Consider the following 16,040-nt stretch of genomic DNA (forward strand, 5'->3'; position numbering starts at 1 on the left):
CACCACCGAGTTCAGGTTCTGCTGCAAAGAACGGCGGGTTCACATTGTCTGGATGCTGTGTACTCATGCATCTTGGAACCTTCATGTTTAACACTCCAGGAGTGATATTGTTGATGGGAATATAATAACATTCTGTCTCAATTATAGTAGGGGGACCTTTAATCTCAAATGAAAATCTCCTTCTTAGGTGGGGAGATAAAATGGGATGTTCAGTATAGATGGTGGCAGTTAGGTACGAGGTTATATACAGGAATAGGAACCCCAGAATAGAACTCAGATTAACATCATCCGCCTCATACTCCCAGGTAATTTCAGAGGGAGACCAGAGGATCCACTCCTATTCGAGACTGGATTGGGAGAAAACTGGATGAGCATGATGAGATGCTGAGATTGGCATCAGGCTTTGAACTTCAGGGGTGATGATGAGTTCAGGTGGTGGTTGCAGCTCCTGCGGCACTCTCAGCTTCAACACACTCCTCTCATACCTCCCTGATGAACTATCTGAGCAAGTCCCTCATGAACTCGCGCATATGCTGGAGATGAACCACAGCAGGAGGTTCCGGGGGTCCCTGAATATTACATTTCTGACTATATCTGCCTTATACTTATAACCTTCAAGTAAAACCGTTCCGGGGGTCCCTGAATATTACATTTCTGACTGAGGGATATGCATTGGCACCTTGAGGGGCTCACTGACTAGCAGGTCACGTGGATTATGGCTGCAACCCTTCTGCCCCTTCTCTTCTCTTCATTGTACCTTTCTATGGCCTCACATGTTGGGAGTACCACAGCAGATCTGAATTCGGTTTCAAGGGCACCGTGGACACCTGAACCTATGATGATACAGTCGGGGTTTTCATTTTTAAGTTCCTCAATTTCCTCCTCTGCCATGAGGTGTGAGGTTCCGTGCTTCCTCCTTGATATCTCCTTCCTTCGGGGGGTCACGGTTCCATCCACGTGGACCACGATGTCTGATGTGTATTCACGCCCCATGTACTTCACAAGTCCGAAGCGGCAGTCTGAGAACATACTGGACATCTCATTCAATCCTTCGCGCCCTGAATATGACGGTGCCTCCATCTGTGTAGGGTGCGCCCGGGTCAACGCACTGCATGTAGGCGTGCTCCCCGTCACCCTCAACTGTGAGTCCCAGCTCCAGGGGACACCATTTCCTATCCAGGATGGTTGTGTAGTGCAGTATGGTGGATAGGGCATGTGTGCACAGTGCATCTGTTTCCTCAAGGTCTATTTCAGGGTCATTTATTATGATACGGTCACCCTCCCGGTAAACCGGGCAGTTTCCCCTTATCTCATGTACGCGTATCTCAAGCATCTGACCACCTGTGATGGATTATGAAGGGCAAAACTTAAATAGATTTTGAATATATATTCAATTGGTGTCTTTTATGGAACTTACAAGGAGCATGGAAACTTACCTTGAAACAATATACAGGATCCGAAAAAGGGGTACGGTGAGAACTTCGGATCTATCAGCACGCCTCAACGTTAAACCAGCCAGTGTAACCCAGATGCTGAGGAAGCTCCATGAAATGGGGCTCGTGATCCACCATCCATACCTCGGGGCTGAACTCACAGATACTGGCAGGGAAATTGCAGAGGAGGTCCTCAGAAAGCATATGCTCCTGGAGTGCTTCTTCCATGAGGTCCTGGGGATGGACATAGACTCCTCATATGAGGAGGCCTCCCGGATGAAGCATGAACTCTTCACAGAGACAGAGGATGCACTCAGGAGGTACCTCAGGAACCCCTCAAGGTGCCCCCACGGGATACCCATACCCTGAAAAATATTTAAGCTGAGATACCAAGTTAAGGACCATGAGGTCTGGAGCAGATAAATTCCTTGAAGGATCACCTGAGATAGCTGAAAAATTCATAAAATTCAGAAATGCGGTAATGTCTGAGGGTAAACTCACAGAGCGTGAAAAGATGCTGATAGCGGTCGCATGTGCCGTTGCAGTAAGGTGTGAAGCCTGTACAGAGAAACACGCAGCAGAGGCCCTGAAAATGGGAATAGAGGAGGATGAACTCAAAGAGGCAGCTGCGGTGGCAGCCCTCATCAGGGCTGGCTCTGCAATGAACACGGCCTCAGGGATATTCCTGGACTGAAATCCCTGGTAAGTTCATGACTCAACCTTCAGGATGAATTTCAGCACGAACTTCAGCCCATGCAGAAACACAGCCACAGCCATAACCACCATGGCAACAATGAGTGCAAATTTAACAGAGTAGAACACATAGATGTTCCTGAAGGTGAATGGGAAGACACTGTAAAGTGATGAGACCATGAGGTAGCCAAGGGCACTCAGAATGATCTGGGTGAAGGTCCAGAGCCACTGTAATCTGTATATTATAAGTGCTGCACTGGCAATGAGATTGGCGGCTATCACAACATTAAAGAGGGGTATCAGCCCCCTGAAGGACTCCGTTACAAACGAGAGGTCCCAGTTCATGACACTGTTCACAATATAGAGGAGTATGATGTTCGCTATAATGCCAAATACAAAGTCCTGATTTTTTAATTCTTTATCCCTGAGGAATTCCTTCAGAATTTTATTATCCACTTTTTAATCTCCATAGATGAATGTTCCCGTGTAGGTGTAGTTTTTAATTTCCGGTGCTTTGAGGATTTTAAATTCGGTCCTGTAGCCATGATGCTCAAGTGAAATTTTGAGGTGGGCCAGTGCTATTCCCATATCGATGGGGTTCCACCTCCCCAGAAGACGCCTTTTAACAGGGTTCTGGACCCGGCAGTATGCATGGATCATCCCATCACCCCCAGTGAGGTACCAGGGCTGGTTATTAACTGCGGATGGTGCAAGGCGCACAGCCTCAAGCACATCATCCATGCCAGCCATGTCTGTTATCTCACTGAGGGGTTTCCTTTTAAACTCTGATGGCTCCCTGTGCACTGGTTCCGCTGCAACCCCAAAGGCGAGCAGGATGATGAATTCAAGGTCGGATTTCACATGACCCTTAACCCTCGGGATCCCCTGCCAGCAGCTTCCAATCCCCATGGAGGAGAGCTTCAGATCCATCTGCTGCAGCATGAAGCCCACATTAAGCCGCCCAATGTTTCCCTCTGAGAAGGCTGCAATGTAGTGGGGGGCGGGTTTCTGCATCCGGGTACTGACATCATTCTCCCCCATTATCCTGAATTCAACAGGAGTGGAGGGGAGGAGTGGTTCCAGTCCACCAAGGTAATCCCTGATCTCCTGGAGTTCAACATCGGGTACAGGTGACGAATACTTTCTTGTAGATTTTCTCCTGAAAATGAAAGGGTAGAGTTCCTTCATTAAATTTACTCCCTGAGTCATTCTTAATCCATGAACCTAATCTGTTAATCATCCTAAAAGGTCTTTTCCTATTGTTTCATGTTGAAGTGTAGCTGGCATACTCACTCAGTACCTCCAACCTATAATCTTATTCCTAATTGTTTCATGTTGAATTGTACCTCATCAATGCTCCCATGGAAGTACTTAAGGTCGCCATCAGGGAGGTGCCATGTTGCGGTGCACTCATGGGGATAGATAAACCCATGGTGTTCTCTATAGGAGAGGACATCAACACTCCAGGGGTGCAACTCCCTGTTGAACTCTGCACAGTGCCTGTCCTCTGTGTGGAACCTCACAAACCTTCCATGGTCATCGAAGCTGAAGATTCCACTGGCCTCAACACCATGATCACTGATGCTGGCCTCAACTCTGGTATCATCCAGGGGGTACCATTCAATACACTCCATGAGGGTGAGGGATGGTAGAAAGAGGGCCTCTGACAGCACGGTTACAAGGGCTGAACGGTCCATTTCAGGTCCATGTTCATCTGCAACCCCCAGGAATTTAAGGGCTCTGATGATCATCCGTCCCCGGCCCTCTGAGTAGAGGTCAAGGCCCTCAATGGGGATCCAGAAAAAATGTCCAGCTATGTATACGCACCTGGAGGGTTTGGGGGTGTTGAACTGGAGCATGTCTATTTTCATCCACCTGTCACCCCTCCTTATCCTCGAGTCCTCCCACCTGATCAGGAGGTTTTCTGCGGCTTCAGGGAGGCTGCAGAGGGCAATGTGTCTTTTGATTGCATCAGGCAGTTCCCTTTCATGCAGGGATAGATTGTTTTTGAGTTCTTCTTCAACTTCCATTTTAAATATCTTTTTAAGCATCATATCATCTTCTTTTGCGGTACTCCATGTACCTTCGCTTTGATGCCTCTTCAAGCTTTGCGAATATCCTGAAGAGGTCCTCCACCTCATCATCGTCCAGTGATTCAAAGAGTGATTCAACGGTAGCTCTGTCCCTTTCATCTCTTCCACTCCAGAATTCATGGAATCTGCGGGTTGTCTCAAGGCGCAGTATTCTCCTGTCCCTGTCCGGCTTTATCCTTATGAGTCCCTTATCCTCAAGGCGTACTGCGAGTTGTTTGACGTTCTGGTGCGTGGTACTCATGGCCTCAGCCATCTCCTGCATTGAGGGGGGCCTTTCAAAGACATTTCCAAGGATTACAAGAAAAAGCCACTGTTTGGGTGTTATGTTCTCGGGGAGAAATTCACGACCCACTATGTAGTTCCAGCGCTGCTCAATGAGAAAGAGGGCAACCAGTATGTACCTCTCCATGGCATCCCTCGAAACAGCGTGTTCATTCACAATTTCTCCTGAATCCTTCATCCAGCAACCTCACTCGCTTAATACCACCAGTGTCAGTTGTGTTTTCTCTGACTTCATATGGTAATATATTACATATTAAGGTAATATATTACATAATTCTTTTTGCAGCATATAAAGTTTTGCAGGGGGAGAAGAGGTGAAGGATTCTATATCCGTGAGGATCATAGGATAATTCGATAATTGGTCATGAAGATTGGAGTTGTAAAGCGAGGGCGCTGAAGTATAATGTCTTTTTAATCTCGGTGATTGGTCATGAAGATTAAGCTTGTGACATGGAATATAAACAGGGCTGCCTATACAAGGAGGAACCTCTGGAATTACATGGGGACCATGGACTTCGATGTGGGCTTCTTCCAGGAGGTATACATGATTCCCGCTGAGATAAGGAGAAGATATCACACCATAAGGGGTGAAATGAATGCAGTACTCCTCAGTAGGGAAACATTTGAGGGGGCTATGAGAAACTATATCCACATGGATTCAGGAAATGAATGTGTGGATGATTTCTATGTTTCCTGCACCACAGGAATCTCTGGGATGGAGCTAACACTTTTCAGTATCTACAACTATATGGGACCTGGTGTTGAGGATTTTGCCGAATTTCTTGATTCCCTCTACAGGTATATTGAGGGATGCCATGGACCTGTAATCATTGGTGGTGACTTTAACATGAGCGAAACCTTCACGACTCTCAGGGAGTGGGGTCTTCTGGCGGCTGAGATGATTGAGAGGTTAGCTGGGCTTGGGTTCAGAGATCCTCTTCTCGAGAGAAGTGATTCGTTCACCTTCATAACGCCTGATAGAAAACGGAGATACAGGATCGACTATCTTTTTATTCCAGAGAAATTTAATGTTCTGGGGGTAAGCTCTCCAGAGGAGGATGAAATTTTCGGAGAAAAGCCCCGTTTATCTGACCACCTCCCTATTGAACTAACAGTGGAAATCTAGGCCATAATACTATATTAAAATTTTATATTACATAAATTTGGGTCAGGACGACCAGGATAGTTCATACATGAAAAATAATCGATTTTTTTTCCCTGATTCCTATATTGAACTTCGAAAAGAGTTTTATTTTAATAAAAATCATTTTAATTTCCCCCGAAATTTTGATTAATATTTCTACAGTGATTAATATTATAAAATCATATAAATATTTCCATCAAAGGTATTAATTTTCAATTAAATTATTACATTAATTTGATTTAACTCAGAAATAGTAATAAAAAAATTAATAAAAACTCTTAAATAAAATTTCTGATACACCTCTGATTGTAAAGAATAAAGGAGGTGAAAATGATTAGAAAACAGTTGATTATTCTATTGATTGCAGCTTTTTTTACAGTGATTCTACAGGGATCTGCTGCAGCGGCAGAAATTGATGAAGGTGAAATTAAAAGTCCAGAGAACCTCACAGACAGTGAGGGACGATTCACATTCACGGATGTCACTGATAATAACCATGTTGTATGGGTGGACCCACTGACGGTACCGGCCAGGTATCAAATCAATGAAAAACTGAGACTGACATTACACCCATCATCAAATGCATCAGTGAGGGCTGGAGACGTCGTACTTGAGGCATCCTTCATCAACTCAACGATAACAGGAAGGCTCTACGCGGACTTGAACAGGAACAGCATTTTTGATGACGCGGATGATGCGCTCGCCGGTGTGAGGGTGGTTGACCCTCCAGAGATAAGATTCCTGATAATATCATGGCCAACAGAGGCTGGACAGCTCCTTCAACCGGTTAGGAACATCATGCAGAAGCACCCTGAGATCACAGTGAAGGTCAGAAACACTGACCAGGCAAAACTGAACCTTACAGAGACCGCACAGTTAATTGAATGGGCTGACCTCATCTACATCAGCAACGTCCAGACTGTCAACGGCCCAAGCGGACCTGTCCCTGACCTCCTCATGTCAATGAAGAGCCAGGGAAAACTCGATGGTAAAATAATAGCGGCCTACCCCAACCCATACTACTGTTTCCCGGTTACAAGGCTTACAAACATCAACAACACACGTTTCGTTGATGCAAACGCCACTGAAATCACTGACAGTCAGCTCCAGGCCATTTTCGAATCGGTATCAAGGGCCGTACCACCAAAGACACCAATCATGGTTCTAAGGGAACTCCAGGCAGCATACCCTGCGATGGCATCCTATCTGAAGTTCCAGGAATACAAGACATCAGACACCGCATCCCCCGACAACAGGGAGGAGGGTCTCATGTACCTCATAGCCCTGGCATTCCCTGGGAGGGGATACACATTCCGTGAACCGGTTATAGTGCCAAAATATGCCCTCTACCGCAACGGAAGACTCTACTACAACTTCACAGACTACGAGCAGTTCCTGGTTCCAGGAAGGCCAACGGTGGGCATAACATCATGGATGGCCCTCACATGGGAACGTGGGGACCTCCTGATGCTCGACAGACTCATAGGTGAAATGGAATCAAGGGGCATAAATGTTATAGCCACAATAGCCCAGGGAAACCCCGTTGACGGAACACCGGTCATAAATGCCATGAGAAGCTACTTCTTCGACTCACAGAACAGAACAAGAATTCAGGGCCTTATAACACTCCAGTCATTCAAACTGGGGGGTGCAAGTGCAGCGATTGCCGAGAAAATGGTCCTTGATAACAACATCCTTGTCTTCAGACCCCTCAACGTGGCTGACACCGAGGAAACCTGGTACATTTCTGACACGGGAATGGACTTCACCAGCATAACGAGTCAGGTGGTTCTGCCTGAATTCCAGGGCCAGATACTCACAATGGTAACAAGCTCAACCAGAAGGTCAGTGGATCCATTAACAGGACTTGAGGTTGAATTCTACCAGCCCATAGATGAGAGGGTCGAAACCTTTGCAGACAGGATTGCGGCATGGATTAAACTCAGGTACACCCAGAATTCAGATAAAAGGGTTGCACTCATCTACTACAACTACCCACCAGGAAAGCAGAATCTTGCAGGCGCAAGTTACCTTGATGGCCCATCATCAATACTCGAGATACTTGCCCTTCTCAGGGAAAACAACTATACAGTTACAGGAGCGCCTTCAAGTGTTGAGGACCTTCTGAGTGAGATGATGGGAAGGGGGCTTAACATTGCAAACTGGGCTCCAGGTGAACTCGCGAGGCTTGCAAATTCAACAGTACTATGGGATGTGGAGAAGTACATGGACTGGTACAGCAGTCTCCCGGAACTTGCAAGAAGGGAAATCGAGGAGGGACCCTTTGGCTACATCGAGGCACTCTTCAGATACTCCACTGAAAATACGAAACTGCTTGAGACACTTGAAAAATGGCAGAGTTCACTGATAACAGCGATAGATGATATGCAGATAAGAAATGCCTCAGAGGCAAAAAATCTGGTTAACAGAGCCTACAATGCACTTAAGAATATTTACAGCGGTCTGAACCAGTGGGATGTCTTCTACAGTGCAAAATCAGCCTTCCTCGCACTTAATGTTCCGGGACTCTGTGGATGGGGAGCACCACCTGGAAACATCATGACCGTTGAGAGGAATGGTAAGAAGTACCTTGTCATACCAGGCATGTTCTATGGAAACGTCTTTGTGGGCCCTCAGCCACAGCGCGGATGGGAAGGTGACGTGGATAAACTCTACCACAGCCAGATAGTACCGCCACACCACCAGTACCTTGCATTCTACGCATACCTCCAGACAGAGTTCGGTGCAGATGCCATGATACACCTTGGAAGGCATGGTACCTACGAGTGGCTCCCAAGGAAGGAATCAGCACTGTCAGGGGCAGATTACCCTGATATATGTCTTGGAGAAGTGCCAAGCATCTACATATATATAATGGATGGTGTCGGGGAGGTCATACATGCCAAGAGAAGGGGTCTTGCTGTGAGTATAAGTCACCTGACACCACCACTAGAGGCAACAGCCATCTACGGGGACCTCGCATCACTCAAGACACTCATAGACCAGTACCACGCAGCGCCCGGTAACAGGTCAGAGGAGATAGGCCTCATAAGGGAGAAGGCAGCCCAGATGCACCTTGAGACCATCATTGACCTCAACCTGGACCCTGATGAACTTGTCGATGGAATCGACGATTACATAAGGGATCTTGAGGGTACAATGATGCCACTCGGTCTCTACGTCTTCGGAAGGGACCTCAACGTGACCCAGGTTACCATCCTGGTGGAGTCAATGGCCAGCGTACCCAGAATAAGCGCAGGTAATAACACATTCCTCTCAGTTAAAAAGGCACTCTCAGGAATAGACAGACCACTGGATGAGGTTATACTTGCATTTTACGGTGGAAAGTCACTTCAGACAATCACGGCAGAGATACAGTCAGCCCTTGGAAGAAACCTGACAGCAACAGAGATAACAGCCCTTAACATGACCCTCAGTGACGTTCTGAACATCAAAAATTCGGGTGCAAGGGAGAGGCAGATGCTCCTCAGGGCTCTGGCGGGTGGCTACATACCACCAACATCCGGAGGAGACCCCATAAGGAACCCATCAGCTGTTCCAACAGGAGGGAACCTCTATGGTGAGGATCCTTCACTTCTTCCAACACAGGCTGCATGGATAAGGGGGTCCATGCTCGCTGATGAGGCGCTCAAAGCATACAATGCAACACCTGAACAGCTCGGCGTTGTCATATGGGCCACAGAAACCCAGAACGACAAGGGAGCAACAGTGGCATTCATCCTGAGGCTCATGGGACTCGAACCCATCTATGGATATGGGGGTTCCGTCATGGGTGTGAGGGCAACACCACTGGCACAGCTCAACAGGTCAAGGGTGGATGTCCTGATGACAACCTCAGGGATATTCAGGGAGACCTTCCCGCTTCTGGGCGTGCTCCTGGACCGCGCATCAAGGGTGGCACTTGCAGCATCCTTCAACACACTGATGGCAGCTATAAATCAGGAAACAGCAGATAACAGGACAAAACTCCTCGCCGCACTCAACGCCTCGGTTTCAAGCATCCAGAAAGCCGGGCTCTTCATTCCTGGCAGCGACCCACTTGATAAGAACCCCATTGCAGTTCACTGGCTCTCAGACGTTAAGGCGCTCATTAAACTTGGAATGAAACCCGAGGACGCTGGAATCGCTGCAATATCCAGGCTATTTGGACCATCCCTTGGTAACTATGGCACCAGGCTCCCGGAGGCTGTTCAGCAGGACTGGACATGGGATGAGAGACTGGACCTTGGAAAACTCTACATCGATAGCATGAAGTATGCGCTGAGCGAGGATGGCTGGGGAGTGGACCTTGAAGAGGTTCTAACAATGAGGCTACGTGACGTTGAGGGTGTCTACCACTCAAGGTCAACAAATCTCTATGGCGTTGTGGACGTGGACCATAACTTCGAGTTCCTCGGTGGTTTCAGGCTTGCAGTGGAGGCTGCAGGTGGCAGGATCCCCGGTATGTACATAATAAACCAGGTGAACCCATCAGCTTCCAGAATAGAGACCCTCGGACAGTTCCTCTACAGGGAGCTGCAGTCCCGCTACTACAACCCCCAATGGATACAGGCGATGATGCAGAGTGGATATGCAGGTGCAAGGGAGATCTCAAACAACTTCGTGGCCAACCTCTGGGGATGGAATGTCATGAGTCCCGAGACTGTTTCCGAGTGGATGTGGAAGGAGACGGTTGATGTCTACCTCAAGGACAAATATGGCATTGGTGTCAGGGAATGGCTTTCAAGGGGTAAGAACAGCTATGCACTCATAAGCATGACAGGTACCATGCTCACCGCAATACACAGGGGTTACTGGAATGCTGATGATGCCACAAGGCGCCTGATAGCCACAACATGGGCAGAGGCCATTGCAGAGAATGGTGTTGCCTGCTGTGACTGCAGCTGCGGCAACATTGCAATGATGGAGTGGGCCATGCAGTACCTCAACCCTGACCTCCTTGCAAGGGTTAAGGAGAAACTGTATGCAGCCACAAAGAGCTCAGCATTCGCCCCATCAGGCGGATCCAGTCCTGATGTACCCTCAACCCCGAACCCAGGAGAACCAGGTACCGGGTCAACCTCAGCCGGGCGAAGCCCATCATCAGATGGTTCAGATGGAAGATCCGGTGATGCTGGAACTGCTGGTTCTGAGGTTAAGAGCGCCCAGGAGTCGCCTGGTACTGACGCAGGGAAGGCCTATGAGGTGAGCAGGGCGACTGCATCACAGGGTTCAAGTACCGGAATGCCAGTATACGCCATAATCGGTGTTATAGCACTGGTAGCCCTTGTTGGTGTCGGATACTTCCTTGGGACTGGGAGAAACTAAAATTAATTAATTTTTTATTTTTTTCAGTTTATTAAGAAGAGCCACAGGTTCTTAAAAAGTGTACTTTTTTACACTTGAAGTGTACGTCCAACTGTGTGGTAAAGTAATAATCATGTTTCAGCACTGTTCCTGCTATCTTGAGGTTTGCTGTGATTGGGTAATTTCAACCCCGGAGTTCCTCAAGGATTGAACTGAACTCGTCATCACCGATAACAGGTTCAGCCCGGATGTATCAACGGGTTTCAGGGTATTGGCATAGACCATGCCCCTCGTCCTCGCTGTGATGATGGGCTCAGCCTGAAGACACTGAAAATCCACACATAAACCCGGGCTGGAGTTGGGTCTGACGTGTTGCGGGCCCCAGATATGATAATCACCGAACCTTCCAGGACGACATTCCCTCTCCTCACACAGGAGGACGTCCCCTTAACATGACAGCTACCACCAGATAGTATACATCCCACACTGTGGGTAGCCGCTACCATGTCCTCTCCCACCAGGACACCCCTAACAGCACCGCCGCAGTTATCAGTGTGGAGGCTGCAGGTTCAGGGACCTCTTATAAGGCATCCCTGTCTCTTCTGATAGTTTTTTCACTGTCGGTACAGCCGGAAAATGCAAGAACAGATATGCATACCATTAAAAGGATAAATATTCGGGCCAGGAAGTTCTAAGTTGTTTCACCCTGGCACATGTTCTTCGTAATATGGAAATATAACGCAGTAAGCCATCAGATTCGCACCAATCATTGAAAAACTGGAAATATATTATAAGATGCGGGGCATATTATAAGATGCGGGGCCAGTTGATTGTGGTTGTTCCGGCAGCTTCTGGCGGGGAATCATAGCAATCAGAATATCCTTGATCATATGGGGTGATTGTATGGATGATGACTGCTGCGGGGGAGTTCTGGGGTGTGTGTTTGGCTTACTTCTCCTTTACTTCATCCTCAGCATACTCTTATAAATACAGAATAACTATGGAGTGTGGGATGGTGGATTTGAGATGTTATGGTGGAGTCGATGAGAGGTGGTAACAGGATAGAGGCATCCTGCAACGGTGATGGGATATTCCTGGACTTCGGGAAGAGATTCAACATTGAGAACCTCTACTTTGATGAGTTCTTGCAGCCAAGGAGCTTCAAAGGTCTCGGTGACCTCATGGAACTTGGGGCCCTACCCAGGATACGGGGGATTTACCGTGAGGACCAGGTGCGGTACCTTGGAATGAAGTTTGAGGAGGAGCCCGCGGTATCAGGAGTGCTTCTAAGCCACCCCCACCTTGACCATGCAGGGTGCCTCAAGTACATACGCCACGACATACCACTCTACATGATGGAGGAGAGCTTTCTTATACTTAAGGCCCTTGATGAAACATCCCAGAGCGGCGGTGAATTCCTTCATTACAAACCTAAATTTCATTTTTCTCAAAAAAAGACCGTGAATCGCGGTACAACACATAAGAGGGATAAGATTAAGATAGAGAGACCGGTGAGGGTTCTAAAGCCATACAGAAGATCTGAGGTGGGTGAGTTCACCATCACACCAGCACCAGTTGACCATTCGGTTCCAGGGTCCTGCGCGTATCTGATAGAATCAGAGGAGGCAGTGGCATACACTGGAGACATCAGATTTAAGGGCCGGAGGGATGATGAATCCAGAAAATTCGTTAAAAAAGCAAGGAAGTTTTCCCCAAACATCCTCATAACAGAGGGGACAAGGATAGATCAGGACAATAGCACCTTCGAGGAGGATATTGAGAGGAGAACAGCAGCTATAGCCGCACACCACAGGGGACTTGTCATTGTAAATTACCCCATACGCGACCTTGACCGGTTCCTCACATTTTACCTGGCAGCCCAGAAATCTGATAGAACACTTGCGGTGAGCCTCAAACAGGCTTATATAATTGGACTTTTTGAGGATCTTGGTTACCCACCTCTCAGTGACCTTGCAGTCTATATCCCCCGTAAAACCTGGGGACTTATCGGTGAGGACGCATCTGTCTGCTTTGATGGTGAATGGATACCTGCAGCTGACCTTCCTGAGGACTATATCGTTCAGGACTACAGGGGATGGGAAAGGCAATTCCTTGAACTGGACAACGTCATAACCTGCAGGGACCTCCAGGAGGAACCAGGGGAGTACATCTTCCAGTGCGACTACTTTGACTTCAAGGAATTCATAGACATCAAACCAGAGGGCGCGGCCTACATCAAGTCCAAGACTGAACCCTTCAATGAGGAGATGGAGATCGATGCCGAGAGGGAGAGCAACTGGCTCAGACACTTCGGCATAGCAGAGTACAGGAGGTTCCACTCCTCAGGACATGCCGGAAGATCTGACCTCGTGGAGATGATACTCGACGTGGAACCGGAGGCCATATACCCCATTCACACCAGGAACAGGGAGGAATTCATGATCTTTAAGGAGGAGGGTATTGAGGTTCTTGATCCCGTAATGGAAAAATAGTGGATTCACCTGAGATTGATTTTTGGAGTCTCTGAAAATGAGGGGGGAAGGTTCATCCCAAAAGAGTTAATTTTAGAGTCTCCTTATATTCCTCTTTTTATTTCCTGTTGCCGTGTTCTTTGCAATGGTTGAACGCTTGCCTGAAGAGTATATTCCGTAGTAACTGTTGTATGAAGCCCTGTTGTATGCTATAACTGCCCTGTATGAGGCTGAATTTATACCTGAACCCCTGTTTCTGTTTGCAGTGTTGTAGTATATCTTTGCATAGCCCCCCCTTGCAGTTATGCCGTCGCCACCGTTGTACTGGAGGGTGTTACGGTAGATGGTTACAGATGAACCACCAGCGTATATGCCGTAGCCCCTGTTGCTGCTTATGGTGGATGAGTAGATAACTGAACCGGCACCGGCGACATAAACACCGTACCTGTTACCTGTCACTGTGCTTTTCTCCACAACTGTGGTGCCCCTGGCGTTTACACCACAGTTCCTGTTTCCGGAGACCATGGTTAGGATTATCCTGGAATCTGTTGCAGTGTATACACCATCGTTGTTTCTGAGGGACGTGCAGTTGTATACGATTGAGTTCTTACCATAGACAGCTATTCCTGAGGCAGCATTGCCCGTTGCGTTCACAGATCTTACGATGGTATCTGCACCGTTGACCTGAACCCCGTTCTGATGGTTTGAACTGGCATTTCCTGATACGATGTAGCTGCGGGCCCCTGTAATGTATAGGCCGTTTTTGAGGTTTTGCAGTGCTTCGAAGTATGCCACCGTGGTGTTGTATCCTGAAGCATAGATCCCGTGCAGCCGGTTGAGTTTCACGGTGACGTCAAATATCCTTGCATTGATCCCCGTTGAGTTGACACCGCTGAGGGTGTTATTGGTGGCGTTCTTCACATATGAAAGGTAAAGGTCCTTACCCGCGGAGTAAATACCGTTGAGACCATTCTTTTTAACTTCAACGAACCATATGTAGGCGTTATCGCCGAGGCTTGAGATCCCGTTATGTGAATTTGAGGAGACATCCAGTATTATCTGCATGCTGGCATTCTGTCCCGCTGAGAGTATGCCGTTCTCGCCATTGTAGGATGCGCTGGTTATATAGAAGAAAGCTGCATTGTTTCCGGTGGAGTATATCCCGTTTTTTCTGTTGAAACTTGCATCAACGTACCTGAATGATGTATTGGAGCCACTGGAGTAAACCCCATTTTCACCGTTGTAGTAGGCGTATGAACTGATAACAGAGCATCCAGGGCCAGCTACATGTATGCCGTTGCGGGTGTTGTTCTGTGCATAGGATCCCTGCACAGTGGATCCGTTTCCTGAAACATATATGCCATCGGCACCTGAATACTTGACGGTATTCTGGGTTATGTTTGCCCATCCACCCGTTGAATGGATTCCTGTGAGGTTGTTCCTTAGCACGGTGTTGTTGGTGATCCCTGTACCATTACCTGAGGAATTTATACCATGTCCTGAGTTGAAGGATATGCTGTTGCCTGCTATTGAAACACCCGATGCATTTGAGCTTATCCCATCCCCCTTTGAGAGGTAGATGGTGTTACCACTGGCTACACATCCATTTCCCATTATCAAAATTCCGCTTCCATTGCTGTTTGTTATGGTGTTACCCGTGATTGTAGCGTTTTTCCCGGTCACAAGGATCCCGTGGGACGCTGAAGCGTTTATGTGACTGTTGCTTATGGTTACGTTATCACCCCTCACAGCGAGGGATGAGGGGGAGCTGAATATCCCTGAACCATTGACTGCACAGGAGTTACCATTTACAACCAGTGCGCCTGTTATGTTTGTCCTGTTAAGGAAGCTTTTGTTACCGTTTAGCTCAACTGTTCCATTGACACTGAAACCGGTTATGTTTGATGAGGAACTTACGTCAATGAATCCGTTGAGCTGCACAATGCCCGATGCAACAAGGTTGATGGCCCTGTTTATGATGATGTTAACGTTTTCATATACTCCCTCAAGAAATGTGATGGTATCGCCTTCCTGGAGGGTGTAATCTGTACCGTTGAGGGTGAAGTTCTCTGAGACACCGGTGGGGGTGAATATCTGCATGTAGGTTGTGTTGTCCACGGTGTAATCTGCACCGCAGCTGCATCCTGCCATCATGACCGATATGAGAATGATGATGGGCAGTGTTCTGAGTTTTTTAATAATTAAACCTCCTTTTATCTGTGATCGTATATATCTGGATTACTGAATATAAATTTCCTAAATGAAAAAAGAAATTTGCGGAACTCAGGCTGCTGCCTGAAGTTCCTGGTAGGTCTGTTTCACCTGCTTGTAGGTCCAGTAGTATCTCCACTTGTATCTCCACTTACCGCCTCTCCTGTACCATTTTCTGTACCATTTCTTGACCTTAACCTTTGATATCTTGACCTTGTTGACCAGTTTTGCAGGTGTGTTTTTGATTATGCCCATCATTGTTGTGTTTGTGCTGTTTTTGAAGTATTTGAGGATTGTGTTTCCTGTTAGGGCGATTGTTCCGTTGTATGGTGTGATGTTGCCATTGCCGATCTGATAGTATGTGCCGTTTTCAAGTTCTATGATTGGGGTCTGGTTGAATATCAGT

16 protein-coding genes are annotated in these 16,040 nt (G+C 47.5%); 7 read left to right on the forward strand and 9 right to left on the reverse strand.

All coding sequences use genetic code 11. From position 1 onward, the window contains the following. A partial coding sequence (locus tag ACPLJI_RS08115) for a phosphoenolpyruvate carboxylase (RefSeq protein ID WP_424741235.1) occupies window positions 1–85 on the reverse strand: 85 nt, incomplete at its 3' end. A 133-nt stretch (window positions 86–218) separates the two neighbouring features. Here ACPLJI_RS08115 and ACPLJI_RS08120 point away from each other — a divergent pair. Together ACPLJI_RS08120 and ACPLJI_RS08125 are read left to right on the forward strand one after the other, a co-directional pair. Beyond that, window positions 219–371 (forward strand): hypothetical protein, encoded by a 153-nt coding sequence (locus ACPLJI_RS08120; protein ID WP_424741231.1) that lies wholly within the window; start codon window positions 219–221, stop codon window positions 369–371. 51 nt (window positions 372–422) lie between these two features. Then, the gene (locus ACPLJI_RS08125; RefSeq protein ID WP_424730627.1) at window positions 423–611 is read left to right on the forward strand and encodes a M48 family metallopeptidase; all 189 of its coding nucleotides are present in this window, start codon (window positions 423–425) and stop codon (window positions 609–611) included. A gap of 85 nt (window positions 612–696) precedes the next feature. On the opposite strand, the gene ACPLJI_RS08130 is transcribed toward ACPLJI_RS08125, so the two are convergent. Together ACPLJI_RS08130 and ACPLJI_RS08135 are read right to left on the reverse strand one after the other, a co-directional pair. Continuing rightward, entirely contained in the window at window positions 697–1,029 is a 333-nt protein-coding gene (locus tag ACPLJI_RS08130; protein ID WP_424730628.1) for an Mth938-like domain-containing protein, read from the reverse strand. A gap of 10 nt (window positions 1,030–1,039) precedes the next feature. Further along, entirely contained in the window at window positions 1,040–1,333 is a 294-nt protein-coding gene (locus ACPLJI_RS08135) for a TIGR04076 family protein (protein ID WP_424730629.1), read from the reverse strand. A gap of 73 nt (window positions 1,334–1,406) precedes the next feature. Here ACPLJI_RS08135 and ACPLJI_RS08140 point away from each other — a divergent pair, with 73 nt between their 5' ends. Together ACPLJI_RS08140 and ACPLJI_RS08145 are read left to right on the forward strand one after the other, a co-directional pair. Beyond that, window positions 1,407–1,802: a metal-dependent transcriptional regulator gene (locus tag ACPLJI_RS08140; RefSeq protein WP_424730630.1), complete on the forward strand. Its 396-nt coding sequence runs from the start codon at window positions 1,407–1,409 to the stop codon at window positions 1,800–1,802. A 34-nt stretch (window positions 1,803–1,836) separates the two neighbouring features. After that, complete coding sequence (locus ACPLJI_RS08145; protein ID WP_424730631.1) at window positions 1,837–2,127, forward strand: carboxymuconolactone decarboxylase family protein; 291 nt, start codon at window positions 1,837–1,839, stop codon at window positions 2,125–2,127. 14 nt (window positions 2,128–2,141) lie between these two features. Here the strand turns inward: ACPLJI_RS08145 and ACPLJI_RS08150 are convergent, their stop codons facing one another. The 4 genes from ACPLJI_RS08150 to ACPLJI_RS08165 all read right to left on the reverse strand — a co-directional run bounded on the left by ACPLJI_RS08150 (window position 2,142) and on the right by ACPLJI_RS08165 (window position 4,679). Beyond that, window positions 2,142–2,582 carry a hypothetical protein gene (locus ACPLJI_RS08150; RefSeq protein ID WP_424730632.1) on the reverse strand — a complete coding sequence of 147 codons (441 nt, stop codon included), beginning with the start codon at window positions 2,580–2,582 and terminating at the stop codon, window positions 2,142–2,144. 3 nt (window positions 2,583–2,585) lie between these two features. Continuing rightward, window positions 2,586–3,314: a nitroreductase family protein gene (locus ACPLJI_RS08155; protein ID WP_424730633.1), complete on the reverse strand. Its 729-nt coding sequence runs from the start codon at window positions 3,312–3,314 to the stop codon at window positions 2,586–2,588. A gap of 119 nt (window positions 3,315–3,433) precedes the next feature. Further along, window positions 3,434–4,177: a DUF6544 family protein gene (locus ACPLJI_RS08160; RefSeq protein ID WP_424741232.1), complete on the reverse strand. Its 744-nt coding sequence runs from the start codon at window positions 4,175–4,177 to the stop codon at window positions 3,434–3,436. A gap of 4 nt (window positions 4,178–4,181) precedes the next feature. Then, on the reverse strand, window positions 4,182–4,679 hold the full coding sequence (locus tag ACPLJI_RS08165; protein ID WP_424730635.1) for a MarR family transcriptional regulator: 498 nt from the start codon (window positions 4,677–4,679) through the stop codon (window positions 4,182–4,184). A 252-nt stretch (window positions 4,680–4,931) separates the two neighbouring features. Between ACPLJI_RS08165 and ACPLJI_RS08170 the strand changes: the two genes are divergently transcribed. The 3 genes from ACPLJI_RS08170 (at window position 4,932) to ACPLJI_RS08180 (ending at window position 13,444) form a co-directional block, all read left to right on the forward strand. Continuing rightward, on the forward strand, window positions 4,932–5,627 hold the full coding sequence (locus tag ACPLJI_RS08170) for an endonuclease/exonuclease/phosphatase family protein (protein ID WP_424730636.1): 696 nt from the start codon (window positions 4,932–4,934) through the stop codon (window positions 5,625–5,627). Between the two features lie 348 nt (window positions 5,628–5,975). Continuing rightward, complete coding sequence (locus ACPLJI_RS08175; RefSeq protein WP_424741233.1) at window positions 5,976–10,973, forward strand: cobaltochelatase subunit CobN; 4,998 nt, start codon at window positions 5,976–5,978, stop codon at window positions 10,971–10,973. Window positions 10,974–11,995: 1,022 nt separating this feature from the next. Beyond that, entirely contained in the window at window positions 11,996–13,444 is a 1,449-nt protein-coding gene (locus ACPLJI_RS08180; RefSeq protein ID WP_424730641.1) for an MBL fold metallo-hydrolase, read from the forward strand. 72 nt (window positions 13,445–13,516) lie between these two features. Here the strand turns inward: ACPLJI_RS08180 and ACPLJI_RS08185 are convergent, their stop codons facing one another. Continuing rightward, window positions 13,517–15,574 (reverse strand): beta strand repeat-containing protein, encoded by a 2,058-nt coding sequence (locus tag ACPLJI_RS08185; RefSeq protein ID WP_424730638.1) that lies wholly within the window; start codon window positions 15,572–15,574, stop codon window positions 13,517–13,519. A gap of 132 nt (window positions 15,575–15,706) precedes the next feature. Next, a partial coding sequence (locus tag ACPLJI_RS08190; protein WP_424741234.1) for a hypothetical protein occupies window positions 15,707–16,040 on the reverse strand: 334 nt, incomplete at its 5' end.

Origin of the sequence: Methanothermobacter sp., from assembly GCF_049720995.1 — an archaeon.
In the GTDB taxonomy this organism is placed as follows: domain Archaea; phylum Methanobacteriota; class Methanobacteria; order Methanobacteriales; family Methanothermobacteraceae; genus Methanothermobacter.